Source organism: Streptomyces sp. NPDC013157 (assembly GCF_042899865.1).
Taxonomy (GTDB): domain Bacteria; phylum Actinomycetota; class Actinomycetes; order Streptomycetales; family Streptomycetaceae; genus Streptomyces.
This window is the reverse complement of record NZ_JBIBAK010000010.1, coordinates 218895-237927: the sequence shown is the minus strand read 5'-3', so window position 1 is coordinate 237927 and position 19033 is coordinate 218895. Positions and strand designations below refer to the sequence as shown.

Sequence of the window (19033 nt, the reverse complement as noted above, 5' to 3'; positions counted from 1 at the left end):
CCTTCCCAGCCTCCCGCGCCTGACGCCGGGTTGCTCCCGCAGCCCGAGCGCGCGCGGTCGAGGACCGGCCCGGTCGGCGGTCTCAGGGGAGCGGGCCGTCGACCGGGCGACAGGTGGTGCGTGCGGTACCGCGGCCCTATGCGGCGGTGCCGGTGAGGTACGCCGAGACGACCACGTTCGCCGTGTAGCTGTGGGTCGTCCGGTCGAAGGTGCCGCCGCAGGTGATCAGGCGGAGCTCGGCGCGACCCGACTCGCGGGTGCCGTAGGCCTGTTGGGCGTCGAAGTGGTCGCGGGGCAGGACCCGGACGTCGTCGACGGTGAACTCGGCGACCGTGTTGTCCGCGCGGACCACGCGGATCGTCTCGCCGGGGCGCATCGCGCTGATCTTGTAGAAGACGGCGGGCCGGGTCTCGGTGTCGACGTGCCCGACCAGGACCGCGGTGCCGGCCGCGCCGGGGTAGGTCCCGGAGCCGTACCAGCCGACCACACCGGGCTGGTCGAAGGGCGGTGGGTCGACCCCGCCGTCCCCGTCGAGGCCGCGGGCGACCACGGGGGCCTGCACGCCCAGGTCCGGTATGTCGACGCGCTCGGGCACGGCCGAAGTCAACGGCTTTGCTGCGGGCGGGAGTTCGGGATCCGACGGAGGGCGGCCGACGGCGGCCACGTCACCCGTGGTGGGCCCCGTCATGCCGTCGGGCATCTCGGTCACCCCGCGACCCCACAGCCACAGCCCGAGCAGCAGGACCGCCCAGGCCACCCCGGTCAGCAGCCGTCCGGTGCCGGGGGAACGTTCGGTGTCGTCGGACATCGTGCTCCCGTCCTCAGCGCGAGCTGCGCCGGCGGCGGGCGCTCAGCAGTCCGACGGCGGCCGCGGCGAAGGCGGCGAGGAGCAGGCCGGTGACCGCCTGCGCGGTGTCCGGACCGGCCGAACGGGCATCCACCGAGGCGAGCGGAGCGGTGCCGCCGCCGCCCGCGTGCACGGGAGCGAACGGCGAGGCGGGCACCACGCCGGGCGCGTCCGGCTGGGACTGCCGTACGACGGTGACGCTGCCGGCGACGGCGGAGCCGCCGCAGGTGACCTGCACGGTGTAGCTGCCGGCGCCGGCCGTGGAGCGGACCTGGGCCTGCCCGGTCAGGTCGCCGCCGGTGCCGGCGAGGTGGACGTCCGTGACGAAGGCCGTCGAGGCGGCGGTGCCGGTCGTACCGGAGCAGCCGCTCGCCCGCAGCGCCACCACGGATCCGGCGGGCGGGGAAGCAGGGGTCACGGTGACGCCCTGGCCGTCCGCCGCGAGGGCCGCCGCGGGGGCGAGACCGGCGGCGCAGACCAGGAGTCCGGTACAGAGAGTGAGGGGAATTGAGCCCATCGTGAACCTCCAGATATCTGGAGGCTCCCCCGCACGGGGCGCCCCCGCATCCTCTGGGGGCGCCTTGTTGCTCCGTACGGGTGGTCCCAGGTTTGGTGCCCGCCGGTCGCAGCCGGTCCGGAGTCGCTCCGGGACCGGTTCAGATCCGGTCGACGAGGTCCGCGATGGAGTTCACGACCTCGGAGGGGCGGAAGGGGTAGCGGTCGACGTCGTCCGGCTGCGTGACGCCGGACAGCACCAGGAAGGTGCGCATCCCGGCCTCCAGGCCGGCGAGGACGTCGGTGTCCATGCGGTCGCCGATCATCGCGGAGGTCTCCGAGTGGGCACCGATCGCGTTGAGGCCGGCCCGCATCATCAGCGGGTTGGGCTTGCCGACGAAGTACGGCTTCTTGCCGGTCGCCGCGGTGATCAGCGCGGCGACCGAGCCGGTGGCGGGCAGGTCGCCCTCCACGGACGGGCCGACGTTGTCGGGGTTGGTGGCGATGAACCGGGCGCCGTCGTTGATCAGCCGCACGGCCTTGGTCAGCGCCTCGAAGGAGTAGGTGCGGGTCTCGCCGAGGATGACGAAGTCGGGCTCGTGGTCGGTGAGGATGTACCCGATGTCGTGCAGGGCGGTGGTCAGGCCGGCCTCGCCGATGACGTAGGCGCTGCCGCCGGGCCGCTGGTCGTCCAGGAACTGGGCGGTGGCCAGCGCCGAGGTCCAGATGTTCTCCACCGGCACGTCGAGCCCCATCCGGCGCAGCCGTGCGTGCAGGTCACGGGCGGTGTAGATGGAGTTGTTGGTGAGCACCAGGAAGGGCCGTCCGGACTCCCGCAGCTTCTTCAGGAAGGCGTCCGCTCCAGGGATCGGAACCCCCTCGTGGATGAGGACCCCGTCCATGTCGGTGAGCCACGACTCGATGGGCTTGCGCTCTGCCATGTGGTGCGTCTCCTGGTGAGCTGTCCTGTGTGCGTTTGGGGCGCCGGAACCACGGCGTACCGACGCCCCAGCCTAGACACAGCCGGGATCACCCGGGAATGGCCGGTTCGCCTGCCGGCCCACCCAGGGATCGACAGGGGGCAGCGCCATGGCCGTCGCCGTGACCGTCACCCGACAGCGGTCACCGCCGTCGGCGCGCCAGCAGGAACGCACTCGCTCCTACGGCGAGCTGGGCGACGGCGGCCGTGAACAGCCCGTGGGCCAGGCCGAGGCCGGTGCGGGCCAGTTCGCGGGCGCGTTCCCCGGCCTCCCAGGGTCCCTCGGCGCCCCAGGCACCCCGGTTTTCCCAGGCCTCCCGGCGGCGGTCCCAGACCTCCCGGCCCTCCCAGCCGTCACGCCGGCCGTCCCGCTTTCCGCCAGCGGCCTCGTCGGTGAAGGGCGAGGCGCTGCCCCCGGGGGAGGCGGCGGGGGTGGCACCCGGGCTGGTGTCGGGACTGGCGGGGCTTGCGGGGCTGGTCCCCGCAGGTGTGCGCGCGGGCGTCTCCGGCCCGACCTGCGAGGAGCCACTGGAAGGGACGGCGGGAGCGACGCTCGCGGGCGGCCGCGGCGGTGCCTCGCCGCCGATGCCGAAGCGGTAGTCGTTCGACTCCCCCACCCACTCGCCGTCCGCCCCCTGCCGCTGTACGACGGCCGCGTTGGCCGTGACCCCGTTCCGTACGGCGTCGGAGGTGACGGCCAGTCTCACCTTGACCGAGACGGTCGCCCCGGGCGCCACGGTGAGCCCCGGGAATCCGGTCCCGTCGAAGACGCCGACCAGTTCGGACTCGTCGGTCTCCGTCAGCGGGACCGGGCGGGTGCGCGGGCCGTCGTAGAACTCCAGCTCGGTCTGGGACGGCTTGAGGGCCTTCTTGTCGTCGACGAGGACGACGACCGGGTGGATGTCGGCGCAGGTGCGGCCGGTGATGTTGGTGAGGTCGAGGTACCAGGTGCCGAAGCCGCCGCCGGGCTCGTAGGACGAGGGGCCGTCGTGGAGGCGGGTGGTCAGGGGGAAGCCCTGCTGGTCGGCGCCCGCGCAGGACGCCTCGGCGACGGCGGGGGCGGCCGTCGCCGGGGACGCGGGGGTGAGTACGGCGGCTGCGGCGGCCAGGCAGAGGGACAGGGGGGTGCTCAGTCGCATGCGCATGGACAGGTGACTCTGCCGGGCGCGAGCCGGAGAGGACGGACGCCACTCCGCGAAGGGGGCCCACTCCGCCCGATCAGCCGCACCCTGTTCGCCATACCCGCCGAAACCCGCCCGCGCGCAACCGCCGTTCGCCATGCCCGCCGAACCCCTGCACCGACGCACCCCGTTCGCCATACCCGCCCGAAAGCCCATGCACCGACGACCCCGTTCGCCATACCCGCCCGAAGCCCGGTGCAGAGGCACTTCCGTCGTCATGCCCACCAAAACCCAATGGAATGACGGACCCCATCCGCCATATCCGTCCGAAGCCCGGTGAAGAGGACTTCCCGTCGCCATGCCCGCCCGACCCCGTGCAAGGGCGCACCCCCTTCGCCATGCCTGCCAACGCCCCGCCCATTGCAGCGACGCACCCCGTTCGCCATGCCCGCCGAAACTCGTGCGGGGGCGCACTCCGTTCAGCCGTCCGCGCGCCCGAACAGCGGAGCGAGCAGCAGCTGGGCCGCGCCCTCCGCGACCCCCCGGCCGCCGCCGGGAGCGAGGCGGACCGGGACGGCCGTGCGCAGGCTCCCCTCCCGCCGGGTGTGCGCGTCGAGGACGGCGGCGACCCCCCGTACGAAGGGCTCCGGCGCGGCGGCGATCGTCCGGCCGCCGAGCAGCACGAGGTCGATGTCGAGCAGGCCGGCCAGGTTCGCGGCCCCGACGCCGAGGACCCGCGCCGCCTCGGCCACGTCGCCGCGGGCCACCGCCGCCAGGCACAGGGCCTCGATGCAGCCGCGGTTGCCGCAGTGGCAGGGCGGCCCGTCGAGCTGGACGACCTGGTGCCCGAACTCCCCGGCCCCGGTCCGCGCCCCCCGGTGCACGGTGTCGCCGATCACCAGGCCGGCGCCCAGCCCCGTACCGAGGAGCAGGCAGGCGAAGGAGCCGCCCTCGCCGCCGACGGCGAGTCCGAGGGCCGCAGCGTTGCTGTCCTTGTCGACGACGACCGGCACCCCGAGCCGCTCGGCGAGGGCGTCCCGCAGTGGGAAGCCGTCCCACTCGGGGAACCCGGTGACGCGGTGCAGCACCCCGTGGCTGTGGTCGAGCGGCCCCGGCGCCCCGACCCCGACGCCGAGCAGGGTGTCGCCGCCGCGTTCGACCAGTTCCCCGGCCAGCTCCACGACCGCGCCGAGGACGGCCTCCGCCCCGGCCCCCAGGTCCACCGCCGCCTGCCGGTCCGCGACCACCGTGCCGTCGAGGTCGACGAGCACCGCGCGCAGCTCGTCCCGGTCGAGCTGGATCCCCACCGCGTGCCCGGCGTCCGGCACCAGCCGCAGCACGGTGGCGGGCTTGCCGCCCGTGGACGCGCGCCGCCCGGCCTCCGCGGCGAGGCCGTCCTCCCGCAGCCGGGCGGTGATCTTGCTGACCGCCTGCGGGGTGAGCCCGGTCCGCTCGGCCAGTTCGAGCCGGCTGATGCCGTCCTCCCCCGCCGTGCGCAGCAGGTCCAGCACCAGCGCGCTGTTGTGGCTGCGCATGGCCGGCAGATTCGCTCCGACCGCCCCCGGCCGCCCACCGGCCGCACCCGGCAGCCCACCGGCCGCACCCGGCAGCCCCCCAGCGGCACCGGCTCGCCCGCCGGCCACACCCGGCCGCCCGCTCCTCGTCCTGTTCACGCCACTCATTCTCCCTCCCACTTGCACTTTGGCAACAGCGTTGCGAAAGTAGGACGCATGACAGCTGCTGCCCCTCCCCTCCGCGTCGGCCTCATCGGCTACGGCCTCGCCGGATCCGTCTTCCACGCCCCCCTGATCGCCGCCACCGAGGGCCTGGCCCTGGACACGGTGGTCACCTCGAACGCCGAGCGGCAGGCGCAGGCGAAGGCCGAGTTCCCCGACGCCCGGACGGTCGCCACGCCCGACGAGCTGTTCGACCGGGCCGCCGGGCTCGACCTGGTCGTCATCGCGTCCCCGAACAGGACGCACGTCCCGCTGGCGACGACCGCCCTCAAGGCGGGCCTCCCGGTCGTGGTCGACAAGCCGGTCGCGGGCACCGCCGCGGAGGCGCGCGAGCTGGCCGCCCTCGCCGAGGAGCGCGGCCTGCTGCTCTCGGTCTTCCAGAACCGCCGCTGGGACAACGACTTCCTGACGCTCCGCAAGCTGCTGGCGGACGGCGAACTCGGCGACGCCTGGCGCTTCGAGTCCCGCTTCGAGCGCTGGCGTCCGCAGCCCAAGGGCGGCTGGCGCGAGTCCGGCGACCCGGCAGAGATCGGAGGTCTCCTCTACGACCTCGGCAGCCACGTCGTCGACCAGGCCCTGGTCCTCTTCGGCCCCGCCACCGAGGTGTACGCCGAGTCGGTGATCCGCCGGGCCGGCGCCGAGACGGACGACGACACCTTCATCGCCGTCACGCACGCGAACGGCGTCCGCTCCCACCTCTACGCCTCGGCGACGGCGGCCCAGCTCGGCCCGCGCTTCCGGGTCCTGGGCTCGAAGGCCGGTTACGTCAAGTACGGCCTGGACCCGCAGGAGGACGCCCTGCGCAAGGGCGAGCGCCCGGACACCTCGGCCGCCTGGGGCCAGGAACCGGAGTCGCTGTACGGCCGTATCGGCGCCGGGGAGTCCCCGGTCACCGGCGGCGGCCGTACCGTCCCCACCCTCCCCGGCGACTACCCCGCGTACTACGCGGCCGTGGCCCGGGCCCTGCGGGGCGAGGGCCCCAACCCGGTGACCGCGCTGGAGGCGGCCGCCGCCCTGGACGTACTGGAAGCAGCCCGCCGCTCGGCCCGAGACAAGGTGACGGTGACCCTCTGATGCACCACCCGCAGCTCACCCCGAAGACCGCTCCCGAACTCACCCCGTCCGTGGAGGAGCTGGAGAAGCAGGAACGCCGCCTGGTGTTCCGGCAGTTCACCTACGACGACGCGTGGGCCCTCGGCTCCCTGCTGGTGGAGATGGCCCGGGAGCGCCAGGCCCCGGTCGCCGTCGACATCCACCGCGCGGGCCAGCAGCTCTTCCACGCGGCCCTGCCCGGCTCCACCCCCGACAACGACGCGTGGATCACCCGCAAGCGCCGCGTGGTCGAGCGCTACGGCTCGGCCTCCTACCTGGTCGGCGCCCGCTTCCGCGCCAAGGGCACGACCTTCGAGGAGTCCTCCCGCCTGGACCCGGACGAGTACGCGGCCCACGGCGGCTCCTTCCCGATCACCGTCGAGAACGTGGGCGTGATCGGCTCGGTGACGGTCTCGGGCCTCCCCCAACTCCAGGACCACCGCTTCGTGGTGGAGGCACTGGAGAACTTCCTGAAGCCGTAACACCCCTTCAGGAGCGCCGTACGAGGGCGAGCACCTCGTCGCGCAGGGCGTCGACAGCCGCCGGGACGGGCGCCTCGACGTTCAGCCGCAGCAGGGGCTCGGTGTTCGACGGCCGCAGGTTGAACCAGCGGCCGTCGCTCAGGTCCACTGTCAGCCCGTCCAGCCGGTCGGTGGTGACCCCTTCCCCGCGGTAGGCGGCTTCGACCCGGTCGAGGGTGCCGGGCACGTCGGCGACCACGGAGTTGATCTCACCGGAGGCCGCGTAGCGGGAGTAGCCGGCGGCGAGCTCGGACAGCGGGCGGTCCTGCTCGCCGAGGGCGGCCAGCACGTGCAGGGCGGTGAGCATCCCGGTGTCGGCACGCCAGAAGTCCCGGAAGTAGTAGTGGCCGGAGTGCTCGCCGCCGAAGACCGCGTCATGCTCGGCCATCGCGGCCTTCATGAACGAGTGGCCGACCCGGGAGCGGACCGGCGTGCCGCCGAGCTCACGGATGATCTCGACGGCGGCCGCGGAGGTGATCACGTTGTGCACGACGGCCGAGCCGGGGTGACGGGCCAGCTCGCGGGCGGCGACCAGGCCGACGACGGCCGAGGGGGACACCGCCTCGCCGCGCTCGTCGACGAAGAAGCACCGGTCGGCGTCGCCGTCGAAGGCGAGACCGATGTCGGCGCCGACGGCGCGGACCCGGGCCTGCAGGTCGACGAGGTTCTTCGGGTCCAGGGGGTTGGCCTCGTGGTGGGGGAAGCTGCCGTCGAGTTCGAAGTACAGGGCGTCGACATCGACGGGCAGGCCGTCGAGGACGGCCGGGACGGTGTGGCCGGCCATGCCGTTGCCGGCGTCCACGACCGCGGTCAGGCGGCGGTTGCCCTTGAGGGGGACGAGGGCGTTGAGGTGGGCGGCGTAGTCGCCGAGCAGGTTCCGGGAGGTGGTGGTGCCGGGGCGGGCCGCGGGCGCCGGAATGTCGCCGGCCTCCAGCCAGGACCGGATCCGCCCCAGCCCGGAGCTCTCGCCGATGGGCGCCGCTCCGGCACGGCACAGCTTGATGCCGTTGTCCTTGGCCGGGTTGTGGCTGGCGGTGATCATCGCACCGGGCAGGTCGAGGCTGCCGGAGGCGTAGTACAGGTAGTCGGTCGAGCCGAGCCCGGCGTCGACGACGTCCGCCCCCGCCGCGTTCGCGCCCGCGGCGAACGCGGCGGCCAGCTCCGGGCTGCTGTCGCGCATGTCGCGGGCGACCACGATCCGCGGGGCGCCGGTGAGCCGGACGAAGAGGGCGCCGGTCCTGCGGGCGAGGTCGGAGTTCAGCTGTGCGGGGACCTCGCCACGGATGTCGTAGGCCTTGACCAGGTGGGAGTAGTCGGGCACGGGAAAGCCTTTCGTTGTCGGGGCGGTCCGGGACGGTCCGTCGGGGCGGCTAGGCGGTGACCGTCCGGACCCAGCCGAACCCCGTGATCTCCTTCGTCGCCGTCTTCAGGTCCTTGGCGTTGTCCACGCCGCGCCAGTACCCGTTGATCCGGTACGCCGACAGCCGGTCCTCCCGCGCCAGCTCGGGGAACGTGGTGTCCTCGTGGTCGCCCAGGTCCGGCAGGAGCGCGGTGACCTCCGGCTCGAACAGATAGACCCCCGCGTTGATCCAGTGCGGCAGCACCGGTGCCTCGGTGAAGCTCGTCACCCGGTCGGAGTGGGTCATCTCCACGATCCCGTACGGCGACTTGAGCGGCGTCACCGCCAGCGTGGCGAGCGCGTTCCGCTCGACGTGGGCCCGCGCCAGGTCGCGCAGCGAGAAGCGGGTGAGGATGTCGCCGTTGAGGCCGGCCCACCGCTCCGCGGGGAACGGGAGGCGGGTGGCGGCGTACTTCAGGCCGCCGCCACGGCCGAGCGGCTCGTCCTCGACGACGACCCGTACGTGCAGCGGAAGCCGGTTGGCGGCCACGTAGTCGCGCAGCACGTCGGCCTTGTAGCCGCAGGAGATGACCACCTCCTCGATGCCCTCGGCCGCCAGCCAGTGCGCCTGGTGCTCGAAGATGGGCCGTCCGGCCACCTCCACCAGGGCCTTGGGGATGTGGTCGGTGTAGGGGCGCAGCCTGCTGGCCTGCCCTCCGGCGAGGATGACGGCCTGTCGGACATGCGCTCCGCCCCAGCCGGTGATGGTGAGAGCCGTGTCATGGGTGACGGTCATGGGTGGGGTCCCTCCTAGGACGGGATGTTCAGACGCCTGGCAGCGGGTCGATCGGCCGGTCGGCCACGGCGAACGCCGCGAAGTCGGCGTACTGGGAACGCGGCGTCGCCCATGTCGGGTCGCTACCGCCGAAAAAGGTCGAGAAGAGCACTCCGTCGATGCCGAGCCGCTCGGTGGTACGGAATTCCAGCCCGCCTCGGCTCAGCACCTGCCGCCCGTCGACGTGGACGGTCACGTTTCCGTCGAAGTGGCCCGGCCTGTTGAGGCGTACGGCCTGTTCGACGCAGACCCAGCGGCCGAGCGGCCAGTCCCAGGAGCCACGACCGAGCGAGGTGCCGTGGGCGACCGACGTCGGCAGATAGGCGTAGACCTCGGCGGCGCCGTGTGTGCGCCACATGTAGCGGGTGGACAGCCCGTTCGCCCCGTCGGGGATGCGACGGCCGCTCGTCACCGTCCCGCCGTACAGGCCGGGCAGCTTGCCACCCTTGACGAAGTCGAAGTACTTCGGGAACCGCACGTAGTAACGAAGGTGGAGGAGGTCGACGGGGCCGTCCGCCAGTTTCAGGTAGATCTGGGCTCCGCCCTCGGGCAGGCCGTACTGTCGCGCGACGGTCGGGCTGGCCGAGCGTGCCGGGTAGTGGACCCGCAGCACCCGGCCCAGCACGGGGTGGTGTCCCGGCAGCAGCCCGGCGCGGGAGAGGCCGAACGAGCCGGCCTGGCGTGCCGTGAGCCGGGGGCCGAAGAACCCGGCCACGGCGGCCGGGTCCGCGCTCAGCGGGGTGGCCGGGCCGGTGGAGCGGCCCGGGGATCCGGACGTGCCGCCCCCCGGGCCGCCGAAGGAGCAGGCGGCGACCCCCGTACCGATCACGGTGGCCCCCGAGGCCATGATGAACTGCCTTCTGCGCACTGCCGCCGCTCCCGTCTGCCGGTGTGCCGAACCGTCGATCCGTGCGTCGGGCCGTCTCAGGGCCCGCTAACTCGCGCTGACGAACCGGTAGTCCACCTCCTGGGCCGTGCTCGCCACCGTGTGCAGGGTGAGGGTGCCGTCGGCGGCGGCCGTGCCGCTCGCGAGTGTGGTGCCGCCCACGGTCAGCGCGTACCTGGCGCCCGGCGTCAGGCCGACGGCGGTGAAGGCGAGGTCGGTGCCGGCGGTGCCGGGTGCGACCAGCACCTCGTACGCCCCCGCGCCGGTGGGCACGCGGCCCGTGGCGGTGCCGCTCGCGGGGATCACCGCGACGGACTGCGGGGTGACGGTCACCTGGGAGGTGCCGACCGCCGCCGCGGTCAGTGTCGCCGTGCTGCCCGCTCCGGCGGAGCCGAGCGCGGTGGTGACGGCCGGGTAGGCGCTCGCCTTGTAGACGGTGCCGGCCGAGCCGGTGAACGACGCCGAACTCACGGAGTCCACCGCCACCTTCGTGGCCTGCCTGACGTCCTTGAAGGTGATGCTGCCCGGGGTGGTCGAGTCGCCCTTCACCGAGTAGGTGAGGGACGTGGGAAGGGTGTTGCCGGAGAACACCGTCCCCGTGCTCCACTGCGTGAGCACCCCGGAGGCGAACGAGCCGCTGAAGGTGTTGCCGGAGAACACCGTGCCGTCGGTCTGGTTCAGCTTCACCGCGTTGCTGGCGGTCGTGTCGAAGGTGTTGCCGGTGAAGGTCAGGTTGCTCGGCCGGCCGGTGCTGTTGGTGTAGGCCGGGATGTCGGAGCCCTGGTAGGTGAAGACGGCGTACTGGCTGCTGTTGGTCACCGTGTTGCCGGTGGTGGTGATGTTCGACGAGCCGACGCTGTAGCGCAGGCCGTACTCGGCGCCGGTGACCGTGTTGTCGCGGATGGTGTCGCCGCTGCTGTCGAAGACCGCGATGCCGGCGCCGTTGGGCTGGTCGTGGACGTAGTTGTCCTCGATGACGCTGTCGGTGACCCCGCGGTGGATCATGATGCCGTGGACCTGGTTGTCCGACGGGTCGTCGTCACCGACCGGGACGTACGGCGGAATGCCGTTGTGGTCGACCTCGTTGTACGCGATCTCCAGGTGGTCGCACCGCTGCGAGCAGATGATCCCGTGGTCGCCGTTGTCGTGCGAATGATTGTGCGTGATGGTCAGGTAGTCGGAGTCGTCGTGCGGGTCGAGCCCGTACATGACGTTGTGGTCGTACTCGTTGCCGGTGAAGGTCATGCCGTACGCGTCGAACGTGTACGTGCCCATGAAGTTGTTGTGGAACCGGCTGCCCGTCTCCGAGCCGTAGACGTTCAGCGCCGCGCACACGGCGAGGTGGGTGGAGTCGCAGCCGCGGCCCTTGTACGACACGCCGTAGCTCTCGGCGTCGTGGGAGCCGAGGTAGCCGATGTCGCTGTCCTTGATGTCCATCCGCGACTCGCGTGGCGTGCCGTCGGTGTCCAGGTAGGAGATGGCCCTGATGAAGGCGCGCGCCCGGGAACCGGACGGGGCGTTCGCGGGCAGGTACGGGTCCGTGTCCGGGGCGCCGGTGGCGTCGTCCCACGAGGTGATGTGGACGGTGTCGATGTCGATGTCACCGTACTGCGCGGTGATGGCGCTGACGTGGGTGGCGACGTTGTCGGACAGGCTGCGCAGCCGCAGGGTGTCGACGTCGCCGCCGACGGCGCTGCCGTGCAGGTCGAGGGTGGCGCCGTTCTGGACGACGAGGTCCGCGCTCAGTTCCCAGGTGTTGGTGGACGGGTCCGTCTCCACGAGGGGTGCGGACGGGCAGAGCGCGTCGATGTCGGACAGGCTCGCGGTGCCGGAGGTCAGGTAGATCGTGTTGGTGCTGCTGGCGTAGCGGACCTGACCGGAGCACGAGGCGGCCTGCGCCGGTGTTCCGAACAGCACGACGGGGCCGGTCAGCAGTCCGAGGACGGTGAGGGCGACGCCGAGGCGGCGGGCGGAGCGGCCCGCGGGGGCGACGCTCCTGGCCGACCGGGAGAGCGGGGCGGGCGAGAGGCCCGTGCGAGGCCGGTCGGCCGGGGCGGTCGCGCCCGGTCTGAGTGGTTGGTCGTTCATAGGAGGCTCCTGTACATGTCCTCCGCCGTTCGGCACTGAACCGCGGAGGCGCTGTTTGCGATGAGGACGGGCGGGGCTCGTTCCTGGGAGTCCTCCCGCCGTCCGGTGGTGCGCGCGGTATCCGATTGGGCGGTGCGATTGCCGACCGGGAGCGGGCCGGTACCTCAGCTGCCCGCCGAGGAGGAGCCGGGCGGGGCCGGGCGGGTCTGCGTCGGCGGGCGCGGCGGGAGCTTCGGCGGTTCGGGGGCGGGCGGGTGGCCCGGTGACGGGTGCCTCCCCGTCTCCGGGGCGGCCCGCCCCCGGGTCACGCGGTGTTGCGCACGTGGGCCGCGACCCGGGGCCGCGGTGTCCTGCGGTGGCGGACCTGGTGGATGGTCTGGAGCAGAACGGCGAGGGTGAGGGCGACCAGCGCCGCGAACCCGAGCCAGGGGAACGGCGGCAGGGTCACCTCCGTGTGCCCGAGCCGCTTGATCGTGCCCTTCCCGGACAGGGCGGTGGGGGCCCTCACCCGCGAGTCCGTGATGCTGATCCACGCACCCGCGTCCGCCTCGATTCCCTTGCGCTCGGCGAGAATGTCCAGGCCCTCGGCGGCGGCGTGCACGCCGGAGGCCAGGTGCATCCCCCGCCGGGCATCGCTGACGGTCAGCTTCTCCAGCCGGGCGGAGGCGCCGAGGTCGACGGCCGTGAGGGCGCCGCTGACCGACCCCCCGCTGACCCTCAGCCCGGTGGACGCCGAGGCCAGGCCCTTGCCGGAAACGCCGCTGATCCGGACGCCGGTCAGGACGACGCCTCTGGTGGCGTCGGAGGCGGTGACTCCGGCCCGGCCGCCGTGGACGACGACGGAGTTCAACGCGGCATCGCTCGCGTGCCCGTAGATCTTGATGCCGGTACCGGCGCCGCTGACGGTGGTGCCGTCCACCCGGACGTCGGGCCCGCCGATCGCTATGCCCCGGTCGAAGCCGCTGATCGTGCCACCGGTGACGGTGGCACCGGCGATGTCCGCGGCGAGCGTCACCCCGGCGCCGTCCGCGCCGCCGGTGAGCCGGGCATCGCTCACGGTCACCCGGGCGCCCTGGCCGGAGACGCTGATCGCGGAGGACGCGCCGTCCACCACGGTTTTGTCGAGGGCGCAGGAGACGCAGGAGATCAGCCGGACACCGCCGCCGGCGTCGTGGTGCGATGCGGTTGCCGTGAGCGTCAGGCCGTGCTGGGCGGTGGCTTTGATGCCGGTGCCGTGGCTGTCACTGGTGGTGACGCCGGACAGACTGCGGCGGTCGGTGCCGCCGACCGTCACACCGTTGCCGCCGCTGCCCTCGACGGTCAGCCCGCCCACGGTGGTGCCCCGGTCGCCGTCCAGTACGACGCCGTCCCGGACGGCACCCTTGACGGTGACCTTGTCGAGTTCCACGCCGGTCGACCCGGTCAGTCGCAGGCCGGTGCGGTCGCCCTGGAACGTGGAGCCGGTGGCGGATCCGGTGGCGGTCCGCCCCCAGGTGACCCCGGACTCCCGGGCCGGGGCGTCGGCGCGGCCGAGGCCGGTCACTTCCGCGTCGTCGATCGTCATGCGGCCCCCCGCACCCATGGCGAGGTACGGGCGTCCGGCCAGGTCCGCGGGGGCGGGGGCGGACCCGTCCGCGGCCGCGGAGGCCAGGGTGACACCGTCGATGTCGAGGGTGGCCCGGCTGCCGCGGATCCAGGTGCCGGACGCGGCGGTCTTCCCGGCGGTCATCAGCACGGTGGGCGTGCGGCGGCCCATCTGCAGGGTGGTGCCGGGAGTGAGCAGCACGGCCGTGTTGATCCGCACGGTCTTGGACCGGCCCGCCTTCACTGGTGCGTAACCGATCCACTCCCCGCCCGCGTTGGCGGCCAGCCAGCTCAGCGGGAGCGGTCCGTACTGCGGGTACAGGCGTTTCACCACGGAGCCGTGACTGACCAGGGCGACGGTGCCGGGCCTGATCACCATGAGCCGGTCCGGGCGTCCGCTGCGCTGCCAGGCGGCGACGTCCGGGTCGCCCCCGGTGCCGCCTGCGGCGTGGGCGGCGGGCGCGACGGCGGCCAGCAGGGCGGCCGCAGCGAGGGCGGCGCGTGCGACGCGGGTGGCGTGTCTCATGCCGTGGCCTCCGCTCCGGCGGGCTGGGCGGTCCTGACGACGACGCCGTTCTCCACCGAGACCTGCCTGGTCAGCCAGCGCTGCTTGCGGATGGTGGCGAGCGCGCAGAGCTTGACGACCGCCATCATGAACGAGACCAGGACGAAGCCGGGGACCAGGAAGAACGACGAGGGCTTGCGCACCAGGTGCGGCAGGATCTTCATCGACCGGCTCACCCACCACCAGCCGGCCAGGCAGGCGACGAAGAACCAGTCGTGCCGGATGATCGCCCAGGTCATGAAGAAGGGCGAGAACAGCAGGGTGAAGCTGCTGACCCCCTTGTCGATCATGGTGTAGGCGAGGAAGGGGTGCCGCCAGACCCAGCGGCGTGACAGCGCCCTCAGGTCGGAGCGCCAGGTGTTGCGGGCCCAGCGGAGCCGCTGCTTGAGGAAGATCCGCAGCGTGCCGGGGAAGGTCGACCAGACGCGGGCGGAGCGCTGCATGTAGGTGAGGTGGCCGCGCTCCAGGATCAGAGTGGTCAGCCGCTTGTCGTCGCCCGACATGCAGGGGACGCCCAAGAACGTCTCCGCCATGAAGTCGTCGGATATCTCCAGCAGCAGTTCGCGCCGGTAGACGGCGGTGCGTCCGGACAGGCACGAGACGGCGCGGCCCATGACGGTCTGCGCCGCGTTCTCGTCGAAGTACCGGTAGTCCAGGTACATGTCGTTGACCCGCTGCAGGAACCCCTTGGGGTTGTACACGTTCTGCCGGGTCCCCACCCCGCCGATCCTGGGGTCGGCGAAGGGCTTGCAGACTTCCCGGGCGACGTTGTCCGCCCAGATGGTGTCCGAGTCGACCAGCGCCACCAGGTCGGCGGAGCATGCCTCCCACCCCTTGCGCAGGGCGTCGCGTTTGCCGGGCACGTCGGTGACGACGACGGTCACGGGATAGCGCGCCGCGATGTCCTGACAGGCCTGGTCGGTGACGTCGATGACCAGGACGACCTCGGCCACCTCGTTCGCCAGCCACGACTCGATCGCGTGGGCGAAGATCTCCGGATCCTCCTGGTACACCGGCACGACGATGCCGAGCGGGAGGAAGTGGTCGTTCTTCACGGGCTGGTAGAGGGCCGCGGGTGCCCGCCGCACGAGCCAGCAGGCCCAGCGGACCAGACCGAGTATGCCCAGTGGCAGGTAGACGAGGTAGTACCGGAAGTCCAGCAGGGTGGTGTCGAAGAGTCCGCTCATGGGCCTGTTCTCGTTGGGTCCACAGGTGTCTGACAGCCTCCGCCGTCACGCCGGCCGTGCGGCGCGGCAGCGGAGAGAGATGCCCGGCGGCCGGGATCCGGACCGGACCGGCCGGCCGACGGGATGGGCCGGCGCGGAACCGTGTCGGGCTGCGCCGGCCTCCGGGCCTAGGCGGTCAGGGCCTCGGTCTCCAGTTCGGCCACCTCGGCGAGCTTGTCGTTCACGGTGACGACCGCTTTGAGCAGCGGCATGTCGACGCCGATCGACGCGGCGAGGCCGAGGAACCCCTGGGTGTCCTTCGGCAGGCAGACACCGCCGTACGGGGCGCCGCCCCGGATGCCGTAGTACGGGTTGTACGAGGCCTCCGCCGAGCGGGCCACGGTCTGGGCGATCGGGTCGAGGTCCAGACCGAGGTGCTGACCCACCAGCCACATCTCGTTCCAGAAGCTGATCTTCGTGGCGTTGTAGATGTTGTGGGCGCACTTGACGAACTCGGCCTCGGCGGGGTTCGAGAAGACGCGTGTCTCACCGCCGAAGGGCGCCAGCAACTCGGCCAGTCGCTCCCGGGTGCGTACGCTGCGCGAGGCGATGACGGTCATCCACGGGTGGCGGAAGTCCTCGACCGCGGTGGCCGCGCGGAGGAACTCCGGGTTGCTGGCGAGCGAGAAGCCCTCGCCGGCGGTTTTCCCCGAGTGCTTCTCCAGCAGCGGCTGCACGAGGCCCTCGGCCGTACCCGGCGGGACCGTGGAGCGGACCACGACGATGTGCGTACCCGCGGCGTCGGCCAGCGCGTCGCCCACGGAGGCGGTGCCCGCCTCGAACGCGGACAGGTCGTAGCGGTGGCCGACGTTGGGCGTGGGCAGCGTGAGGAAGACGAACGCGTCCGGCTCGGCGCTGAGGTCGAGTTCGGCACGCGCGTCCAGCCCCTGGGAGCGCAGGTAGTCCAGGCGCTGCGGCGCCACGTCGATGAAGGTCACCTGATGCCCGGCGTGGAGAAACCCCTTGCCAGTGGCTGTTCCGACAACTCCGGAACCGACGATGAAGATTCTGGCCATTGAATCATTCTCCTGTTCGGATTCGGGTGCCTGCGGGCACGCCGAATACGGAAGCGGAATGCAGAGATTCGGCGACAGGGAAGGAAAAACACCACCCCGCGCGAAATACGGTGAAGAACAGCGCCAGCCGCGCGGCGAGCGCGATTGACGGTGAATTCACCGAAACGTTTCGGCATCGACACGCCTCCCCAGGCGTGCGGATCGACACGCCTCCCCAGGCGTGCGGCCGATGATGCGGCGGCGCGAGACGGCGCCGCCGATGCCCCCCAAACCCCCTGTCAGTACTACGCCAAGCGACGAGGCGCCCCCCTTGGTGCCTGTCGCCCAAATTCAGACAGTACGAAGTTATACACGGGATCTACACATCTGTGGGAGCACGGCTGTTAATTGCCTATGTCGGAAAAGTAAAGAGCATCCCTAGTGCGAGCGCTCCGACGCATGCCGGATTCCGCTTGACCGCCCACATCCCGACGACGATGGAAACGCTCCCATGGCGAACAGAAACACCGTCAGGGCGGCGCGCGATTACATGGCCTATACGCATCTACGCGCGGCCTTCACATCCGAGACCGCCCACGAGCGGCCCTCCGCCGACTCCGGACCGGCTGGTCAACCGGGGCGAGGAGGCCGACAGGGATACTCTCTGGCAGCGTCGGGCGGCCGGCGCGAGTGCGTCCAGCCATGCCGGGGCGGGGCGACGCCTCTTTGCAGACGAGGAAGTTCGCATAGCCGGGATGTCGTCGGCGACCGCGTGCCGCCGTGGACCTGTCCTCAGTGGGCCAGGCCGCCCGAGAGCGGTCCGTGGCGCACGTTCATGAACGAGACATGGCCGGTGGTCCACCGCCGTGCGCCCTCGACGGCCCGCGCGGACGAGGTGAACAGCGGTGAGGTGACAGCGCCTTGGACGGCTTCGACGCCGCCGGCCGTGCCGGTTCACCGGCGCTGGACTCTCCTGGCGTGAACCGGCCGCCCCTGAATCGGTCGAGGGTGAGCTGTCAGGCGTCCTTGAACTCCTGCCGCTGACGACCGAGCCCCGCAATCTCCAGCTCCACCACGTCCCCGGCCCGCAGGAACGGCTTCGGCTCGGGCGCTCCCAGCGCAACCCCCGCCGGAGTCCCGGTATTGATGACATCACCCGGGTACAGCACCATGAACTGGCTGACGTACCGCACCACTTCGGCCACCGAGAAGATCTGCTCGGCCGTGGTCCCGTCCTGCTTCAGCTCGCCGTTCACCCAGAGCTTCAGCGACAGGTCCTGCGGGTCGCCGACCTCGTCGGCCGTCACCAGCCACGGCCCGAGCGGGTTGAACGTCTCGCAGTTCTTCCCCTTGTCCCAGGTCCCGCCCCGCTCGATCTGGAACTCCCGCTCGGACACGTCGTGCGCGACCGCGTACCCGGCGACGTACGCCAGCGGATCCTCGTCGTCGGCCACATAACGTGCCGTACGCCCGATGACCACCGCCAGCTCCACCTCCCAGTCGGTCTTCACCGACCCGCGCGGCACCAGCACGGTGTCGTTCGGCCCCACGACCGTGTCCGCGGCCTTGAAGAAGACGACCGGCTCGGCCGGCGGCTCGGCCCCCGTCTCGCGGGCGTGGTCGTGGTAGTTGAGCCCGATGCACACGACCTTCCCGATCCGCCCCAGCGGCGGCCCGATCCGCAGCCCGGTCGCGTCGAGCGCGGGCAGCTCCCCCGCCTCGGCGGCGGCCCGGACCCGGCCGAGCGCCGCGTCGTCCGCGAGCAGCGCCCCGTCGATGTCGTCGACGATCCCCGTCAGGTCCCGCAGGACACCCTCGGCGTCGAGCAGCGCGGGCCGCTCCGCCCCCGCCGTACCGACTCGCAGCAGCTTCATGGTCGTCACCATCTCCCTTGACAGCAGTCGCCCGGCCGATGGGTGCAGCCATCGGAGGACTGGCCGATCCTCCAAGATGAACGTGCAACGGGCAAGAGCATGTTCACGTACTGGACCGTAGGCACCACGGCCCTCACCTGTACAGCACGGCACGCTCCACCGCACTCCACGTCGTGCTGGTCACCACGTACAGCGCGGCGGCCAGCGGCACCACGGCCACGGTGAGCAGTGTGAAGTACGACAGGTAGGGCGTCGCCTTGGTGACCGCGCCGACTCCGGGCACCTGCTGGTCCCCCTCGCTCACCACCGCGGTCCGCCTGGCACGGCGGAAATTGAGGGTGGCCACGGCGGCCACCACTGCGAACAGCGCGAGATAGACCAGCCCGGCGCTCCCGAACCCCCCACCGGCGAGGACGTCGCTCCAGCGCCCGCCGAGCGGAGCGCCCAGGAGCGCATGGGACAGCAGACCGTTGCCGTGTCCGCCGATCGTCGGGTTGGAGAACAGGTGGTAGAGGAGGAAGAACGCGGGCAGCTGCAGCAGTCCGGGCAGACAGCCGGACAGCGGTGACACCTTCTCCGCCGCGTGCAGTTCCAGCACGGCCTTCTGCAACGCCTCCTGGTCCTTGCCGTGCCGCTTGCGCAGCTCGGCGATCCTGGGCTGGAGCGCGGCCCGGGCGCGCTGCCCGCGGGCGGCCGCCCGGGACAGGGGATGCACGAGCAGTCGTACGAGCGCGGTGAACAGGACGATCGCGGCGGCGGCCGCGGAGGCGTGGAAGAGCGGCTGGAGCAGGTCGGCGAGATGCTCGACCAGGCCGGCGAAAGCGGACATGAAGACGGACATGGTGGGAGC

At 72.1% G+C, this 19033-nt stretch carries 17 protein-coding genes; 3 read left to right on the top strand and 14 right to left on the bottom strand.

Going from position 1 to position 19033, the window contains the following annotated elements:
* Window positions 1-136 precede the first annotated feature (136 nt).
* The 5 genes from ACFY6U_RS28605 to ACFY6U_RS28585 all read right to left on the bottom strand — a co-directional run bounded on the left by ACFY6U_RS28605 (window position 137) and on the right by ACFY6U_RS28585 (window position 5124).
* Window positions 137-808, bottom strand: coding sequence for a class F sortase (locus ACFY6U_RS28605; RefSeq protein WP_390042754.1), 672 nt, complete (start codon window positions 806-808; stop codon window positions 137-139).
* 13 nt (window positions 809-821) lie between these two features.
* Entirely contained in the window at window positions 822-1364 is a 543-nt protein-coding gene (locus ACFY6U_RS28600; RefSeq protein ID WP_390042753.1) for a hypothetical protein, read from the bottom strand.
* Between the two features lie 139 nt (window positions 1365-1503).
* The gene (locus ACFY6U_RS28595) at window positions 1504-2283 is read right to left on the bottom strand and encodes an HAD-IIA family hydrolase (RefSeq protein ID WP_351491055.1); all 780 of its coding nucleotides are present in this window, start codon (window positions 2281-2283) and stop codon (window positions 1504-1506) included.
* 181 nt (window positions 2284-2464) lie between these two features.
* Window positions 2465-3466 carry a hypothetical protein gene (locus ACFY6U_RS28590; RefSeq protein WP_390042751.1) on the bottom strand — a complete coding sequence of 334 codons (1002 nt, stop codon included), beginning with the start codon at window positions 3464-3466 and terminating at the stop codon, window positions 2465-2467.
* A gap of 455 nt (window positions 3467-3921) precedes the next feature.
* Window positions 3922-5124, bottom strand: coding sequence for an ROK family protein (locus ACFY6U_RS28585; protein WP_390042750.1), 1203 nt, complete (start codon window positions 5122-5124; stop codon window positions 3922-3924).
* A 48-nt stretch (window positions 5125-5172) separates the two neighbouring features.
* Between ACFY6U_RS28585 and ACFY6U_RS28580 the strand changes: the two genes are divergently transcribed.
* Together ACFY6U_RS28580 and ACFY6U_RS28575 are read left to right on the top strand one after the other, a co-directional pair.
* Window positions 5173-6252 (top strand): Gfo/Idh/MocA family oxidoreductase, encoded by a 1080-nt coding sequence (locus ACFY6U_RS28580; RefSeq protein ID WP_390042748.1) that lies wholly within the window; start codon window positions 5173-5175, stop codon window positions 6250-6252.
* Entirely contained in the window at window positions 6252-6752 is a 501-nt protein-coding gene (locus tag ACFY6U_RS28575) for a heme-degrading domain-containing protein (protein ID WP_390042746.1), read from the top strand. Before ACFY6U_RS28580 ends, ACFY6U_RS28575 begins: the two co-directional genes overlap by 1 nt.
* A 7-nt stretch (window positions 6753-6759) precedes the next feature.
* Here the strand turns inward: ACFY6U_RS28575 and ACFY6U_RS28570 are convergent, their stop codons facing one another.
* The 7 genes from ACFY6U_RS28570 to ACFY6U_RS28540 form a co-directional block, all read right to left on the bottom strand.
* Window positions 6760-8112 carry a phosphomannomutase/phosphoglucomutase gene (locus ACFY6U_RS28570; protein ID WP_390042744.1) on the bottom strand — a complete coding sequence of 451 codons (1353 nt, stop codon included), beginning with the start codon at window positions 8110-8112 and terminating at the stop codon, window positions 6760-6762.
* Between the two features lie 49 nt (window positions 8113-8161).
* Window positions 8162-8926: an NDP-sugar synthase gene (locus ACFY6U_RS28565; RefSeq protein WP_390042743.1), complete on the bottom strand. Its 765-nt coding sequence runs from the start codon at window positions 8924-8926 to the stop codon at window positions 8162-8164.
* Window positions 8927-8954: 28 nt separating this feature from the next.
* Entirely contained in the window at window positions 8955-9833 is an 879-nt protein-coding gene (locus ACFY6U_RS28560; protein WP_390042741.1) for a polysaccharide lyase, read from the bottom strand.
* 66 nt (window positions 9834-9899) lie between these two features.
* Complete coding sequence (locus tag ACFY6U_RS28555; RefSeq protein ID WP_390042739.1) at window positions 9900-11939, bottom strand: right-handed parallel beta-helix repeat-containing protein; 2040 nt, start codon at window positions 11937-11939, stop codon at window positions 9900-9902.
* Between the two features lie 304 nt (window positions 11940-12243).
* Window positions 12244-14049 (bottom strand): right-handed parallel beta-helix repeat-containing protein, encoded by a 1806-nt coding sequence (locus ACFY6U_RS28550; RefSeq protein WP_390042737.1) that lies wholly within the window; start codon window positions 14047-14049, stop codon window positions 12244-12246.
* Window positions 14046-15275, bottom strand: coding sequence for a glycosyltransferase (locus ACFY6U_RS28545; protein ID WP_390042735.1), 1230 nt, complete (start codon window positions 15273-15275; stop codon window positions 14046-14048). The genes ACFY6U_RS28550 and ACFY6U_RS28545 overlap by 4 nt, the downstream gene beginning before the upstream one ends.
* 167 nt (window positions 15276-15442) lie before the next feature.
* Entirely contained in the window at window positions 15443-16330 is an 888-nt protein-coding gene (locus ACFY6U_RS28540) for a 2-dehydropantoate 2-reductase N-terminal domain-containing protein (RefSeq protein WP_133049879.1), read from the bottom strand.
* Between ACFY6U_RS28540 and ACFY6U_RS28535 the strand changes: the two genes are divergently transcribed.
* Entirely contained in the window at window positions 16314-16478 is a 165-nt protein-coding gene (locus ACFY6U_RS28535; RefSeq protein WP_390042733.1) for a hypothetical protein, read from the top strand. The genes ACFY6U_RS28540 and ACFY6U_RS28535 overlap by 17 nt on opposite strands.
* Before the next feature lie 847 nt (window positions 16479-17325).
* On the opposite strand, the gene ACFY6U_RS28530 is transcribed toward ACFY6U_RS28535, so the two are convergent.
* A complete protein-coding gene (locus ACFY6U_RS28530; RefSeq protein ID WP_390042731.1) occupies window positions 17326-18183 on the bottom strand; it encodes a fumarylacetoacetate hydrolase family protein in 858 nt (285 codons plus the stop codon).
* Between the two features lie 133 nt (window positions 18184-18316).
* A complete protein-coding gene (locus ACFY6U_RS28525; RefSeq protein ID WP_390042729.1) occupies window positions 18317-19024 on the bottom strand; it encodes a YidC/Oxa1 family membrane protein insertase in 708 nt (235 codons plus the stop codon).
* Between the last annotated feature and the right edge of the window lie 9 nt (window positions 19025-19033).

Coding starts and splice junctions, on each gene's coding strand:
- ACFY6U_RS28545 (WP_390042735.1), bottom strand. CDS start 15,275: ATGAGCGGACTCTTCGACACCACCCTGCTGGACTTCCGGTACTACCTC.
- ACFY6U_RS28590 (WP_390042751.1), bottom strand. CDS start 3,466: ATGCGCATGCGACTGAGCACCCCCCTGTCCCTCTGCCTGGCCGCCGCA.
- ACFY6U_RS28600 (WP_390042753.1), bottom strand. CDS start 1,364: ATGGGCTCAATTCCCCTCACTCTCTGTACCGGACTCCTGGTCTGCGCC.
- ACFY6U_RS28540 (WP_133049879.1), bottom strand. CDS start 16,330: ATGGCCAGAATCTTCATCGTCGGTTCCGGAGTTGTCGGAACAGCCACT.
- ACFY6U_RS28575 (WP_390042746.1), top strand. CDS start 6,252: ATGCACCACCCGCAGCTCACCCCGAAGACCGCTCCCGAACTCACCCCG.
- ACFY6U_RS28555 (WP_390042739.1), bottom strand. CDS start 11,939: ATGAACGACCAACCACTCAGACCGGGCGCGACCGCCCCGGCCGACCGG.
- ACFY6U_RS28550 (WP_390042737.1), bottom strand. CDS start 14,049: ATGAGACACGCCACCCGCGTCGCACGCGCCGCCCTCGCTGCGGCCGCC.
- ACFY6U_RS28525 (WP_390042729.1), bottom strand. CDS start 19,024: ATGTCCGTCTTCATGTCCGCTTTCGCCGGCCTGGTCGAGCATCTCGCC.
- ACFY6U_RS28530 (WP_390042731.1), bottom strand. CDS start 18,183: ATGAAGCTGCTGCGAGTCGGTACGGCGGGGGCGGAGCGGCCCGCGCTG.
- ACFY6U_RS28565 (WP_390042743.1), bottom strand. CDS start 8,926: ATGACCGTCACCCATGACACGGCTCTCACCATCACCGGCTGGGGCGGA.
- ACFY6U_RS28605 (WP_390042754.1), bottom strand. CDS start 808: ATGTCCGACGACACCGAACGTTCCCCCGGCACCGGACGGCTGCTGACC.
- ACFY6U_RS28585 (WP_390042750.1), bottom strand. CDS start 5,124: ATGAGTGGCGTGAACAGGACGAGGAGCGGGCGGCCGGGTGTGGCCGGC.
- ACFY6U_RS28595 (WP_351491055.1), bottom strand. CDS start 2,283: ATGGCAGAGCGCAAGCCCATCGAGTCGTGGCTCACCGACATGGACGGG.
- ACFY6U_RS28535 (WP_390042733.1), top strand. CDS start 16,314: ATGAAGATTCTGGCCATTGAATCATTCTCCTGTTCGGATTCGGGTGCC.
- ACFY6U_RS28580 (WP_390042748.1), top strand. CDS start 5,173: ATGACAGCTGCTGCCCCTCCCCTCCGCGTCGGCCTCATCGGCTACGGC.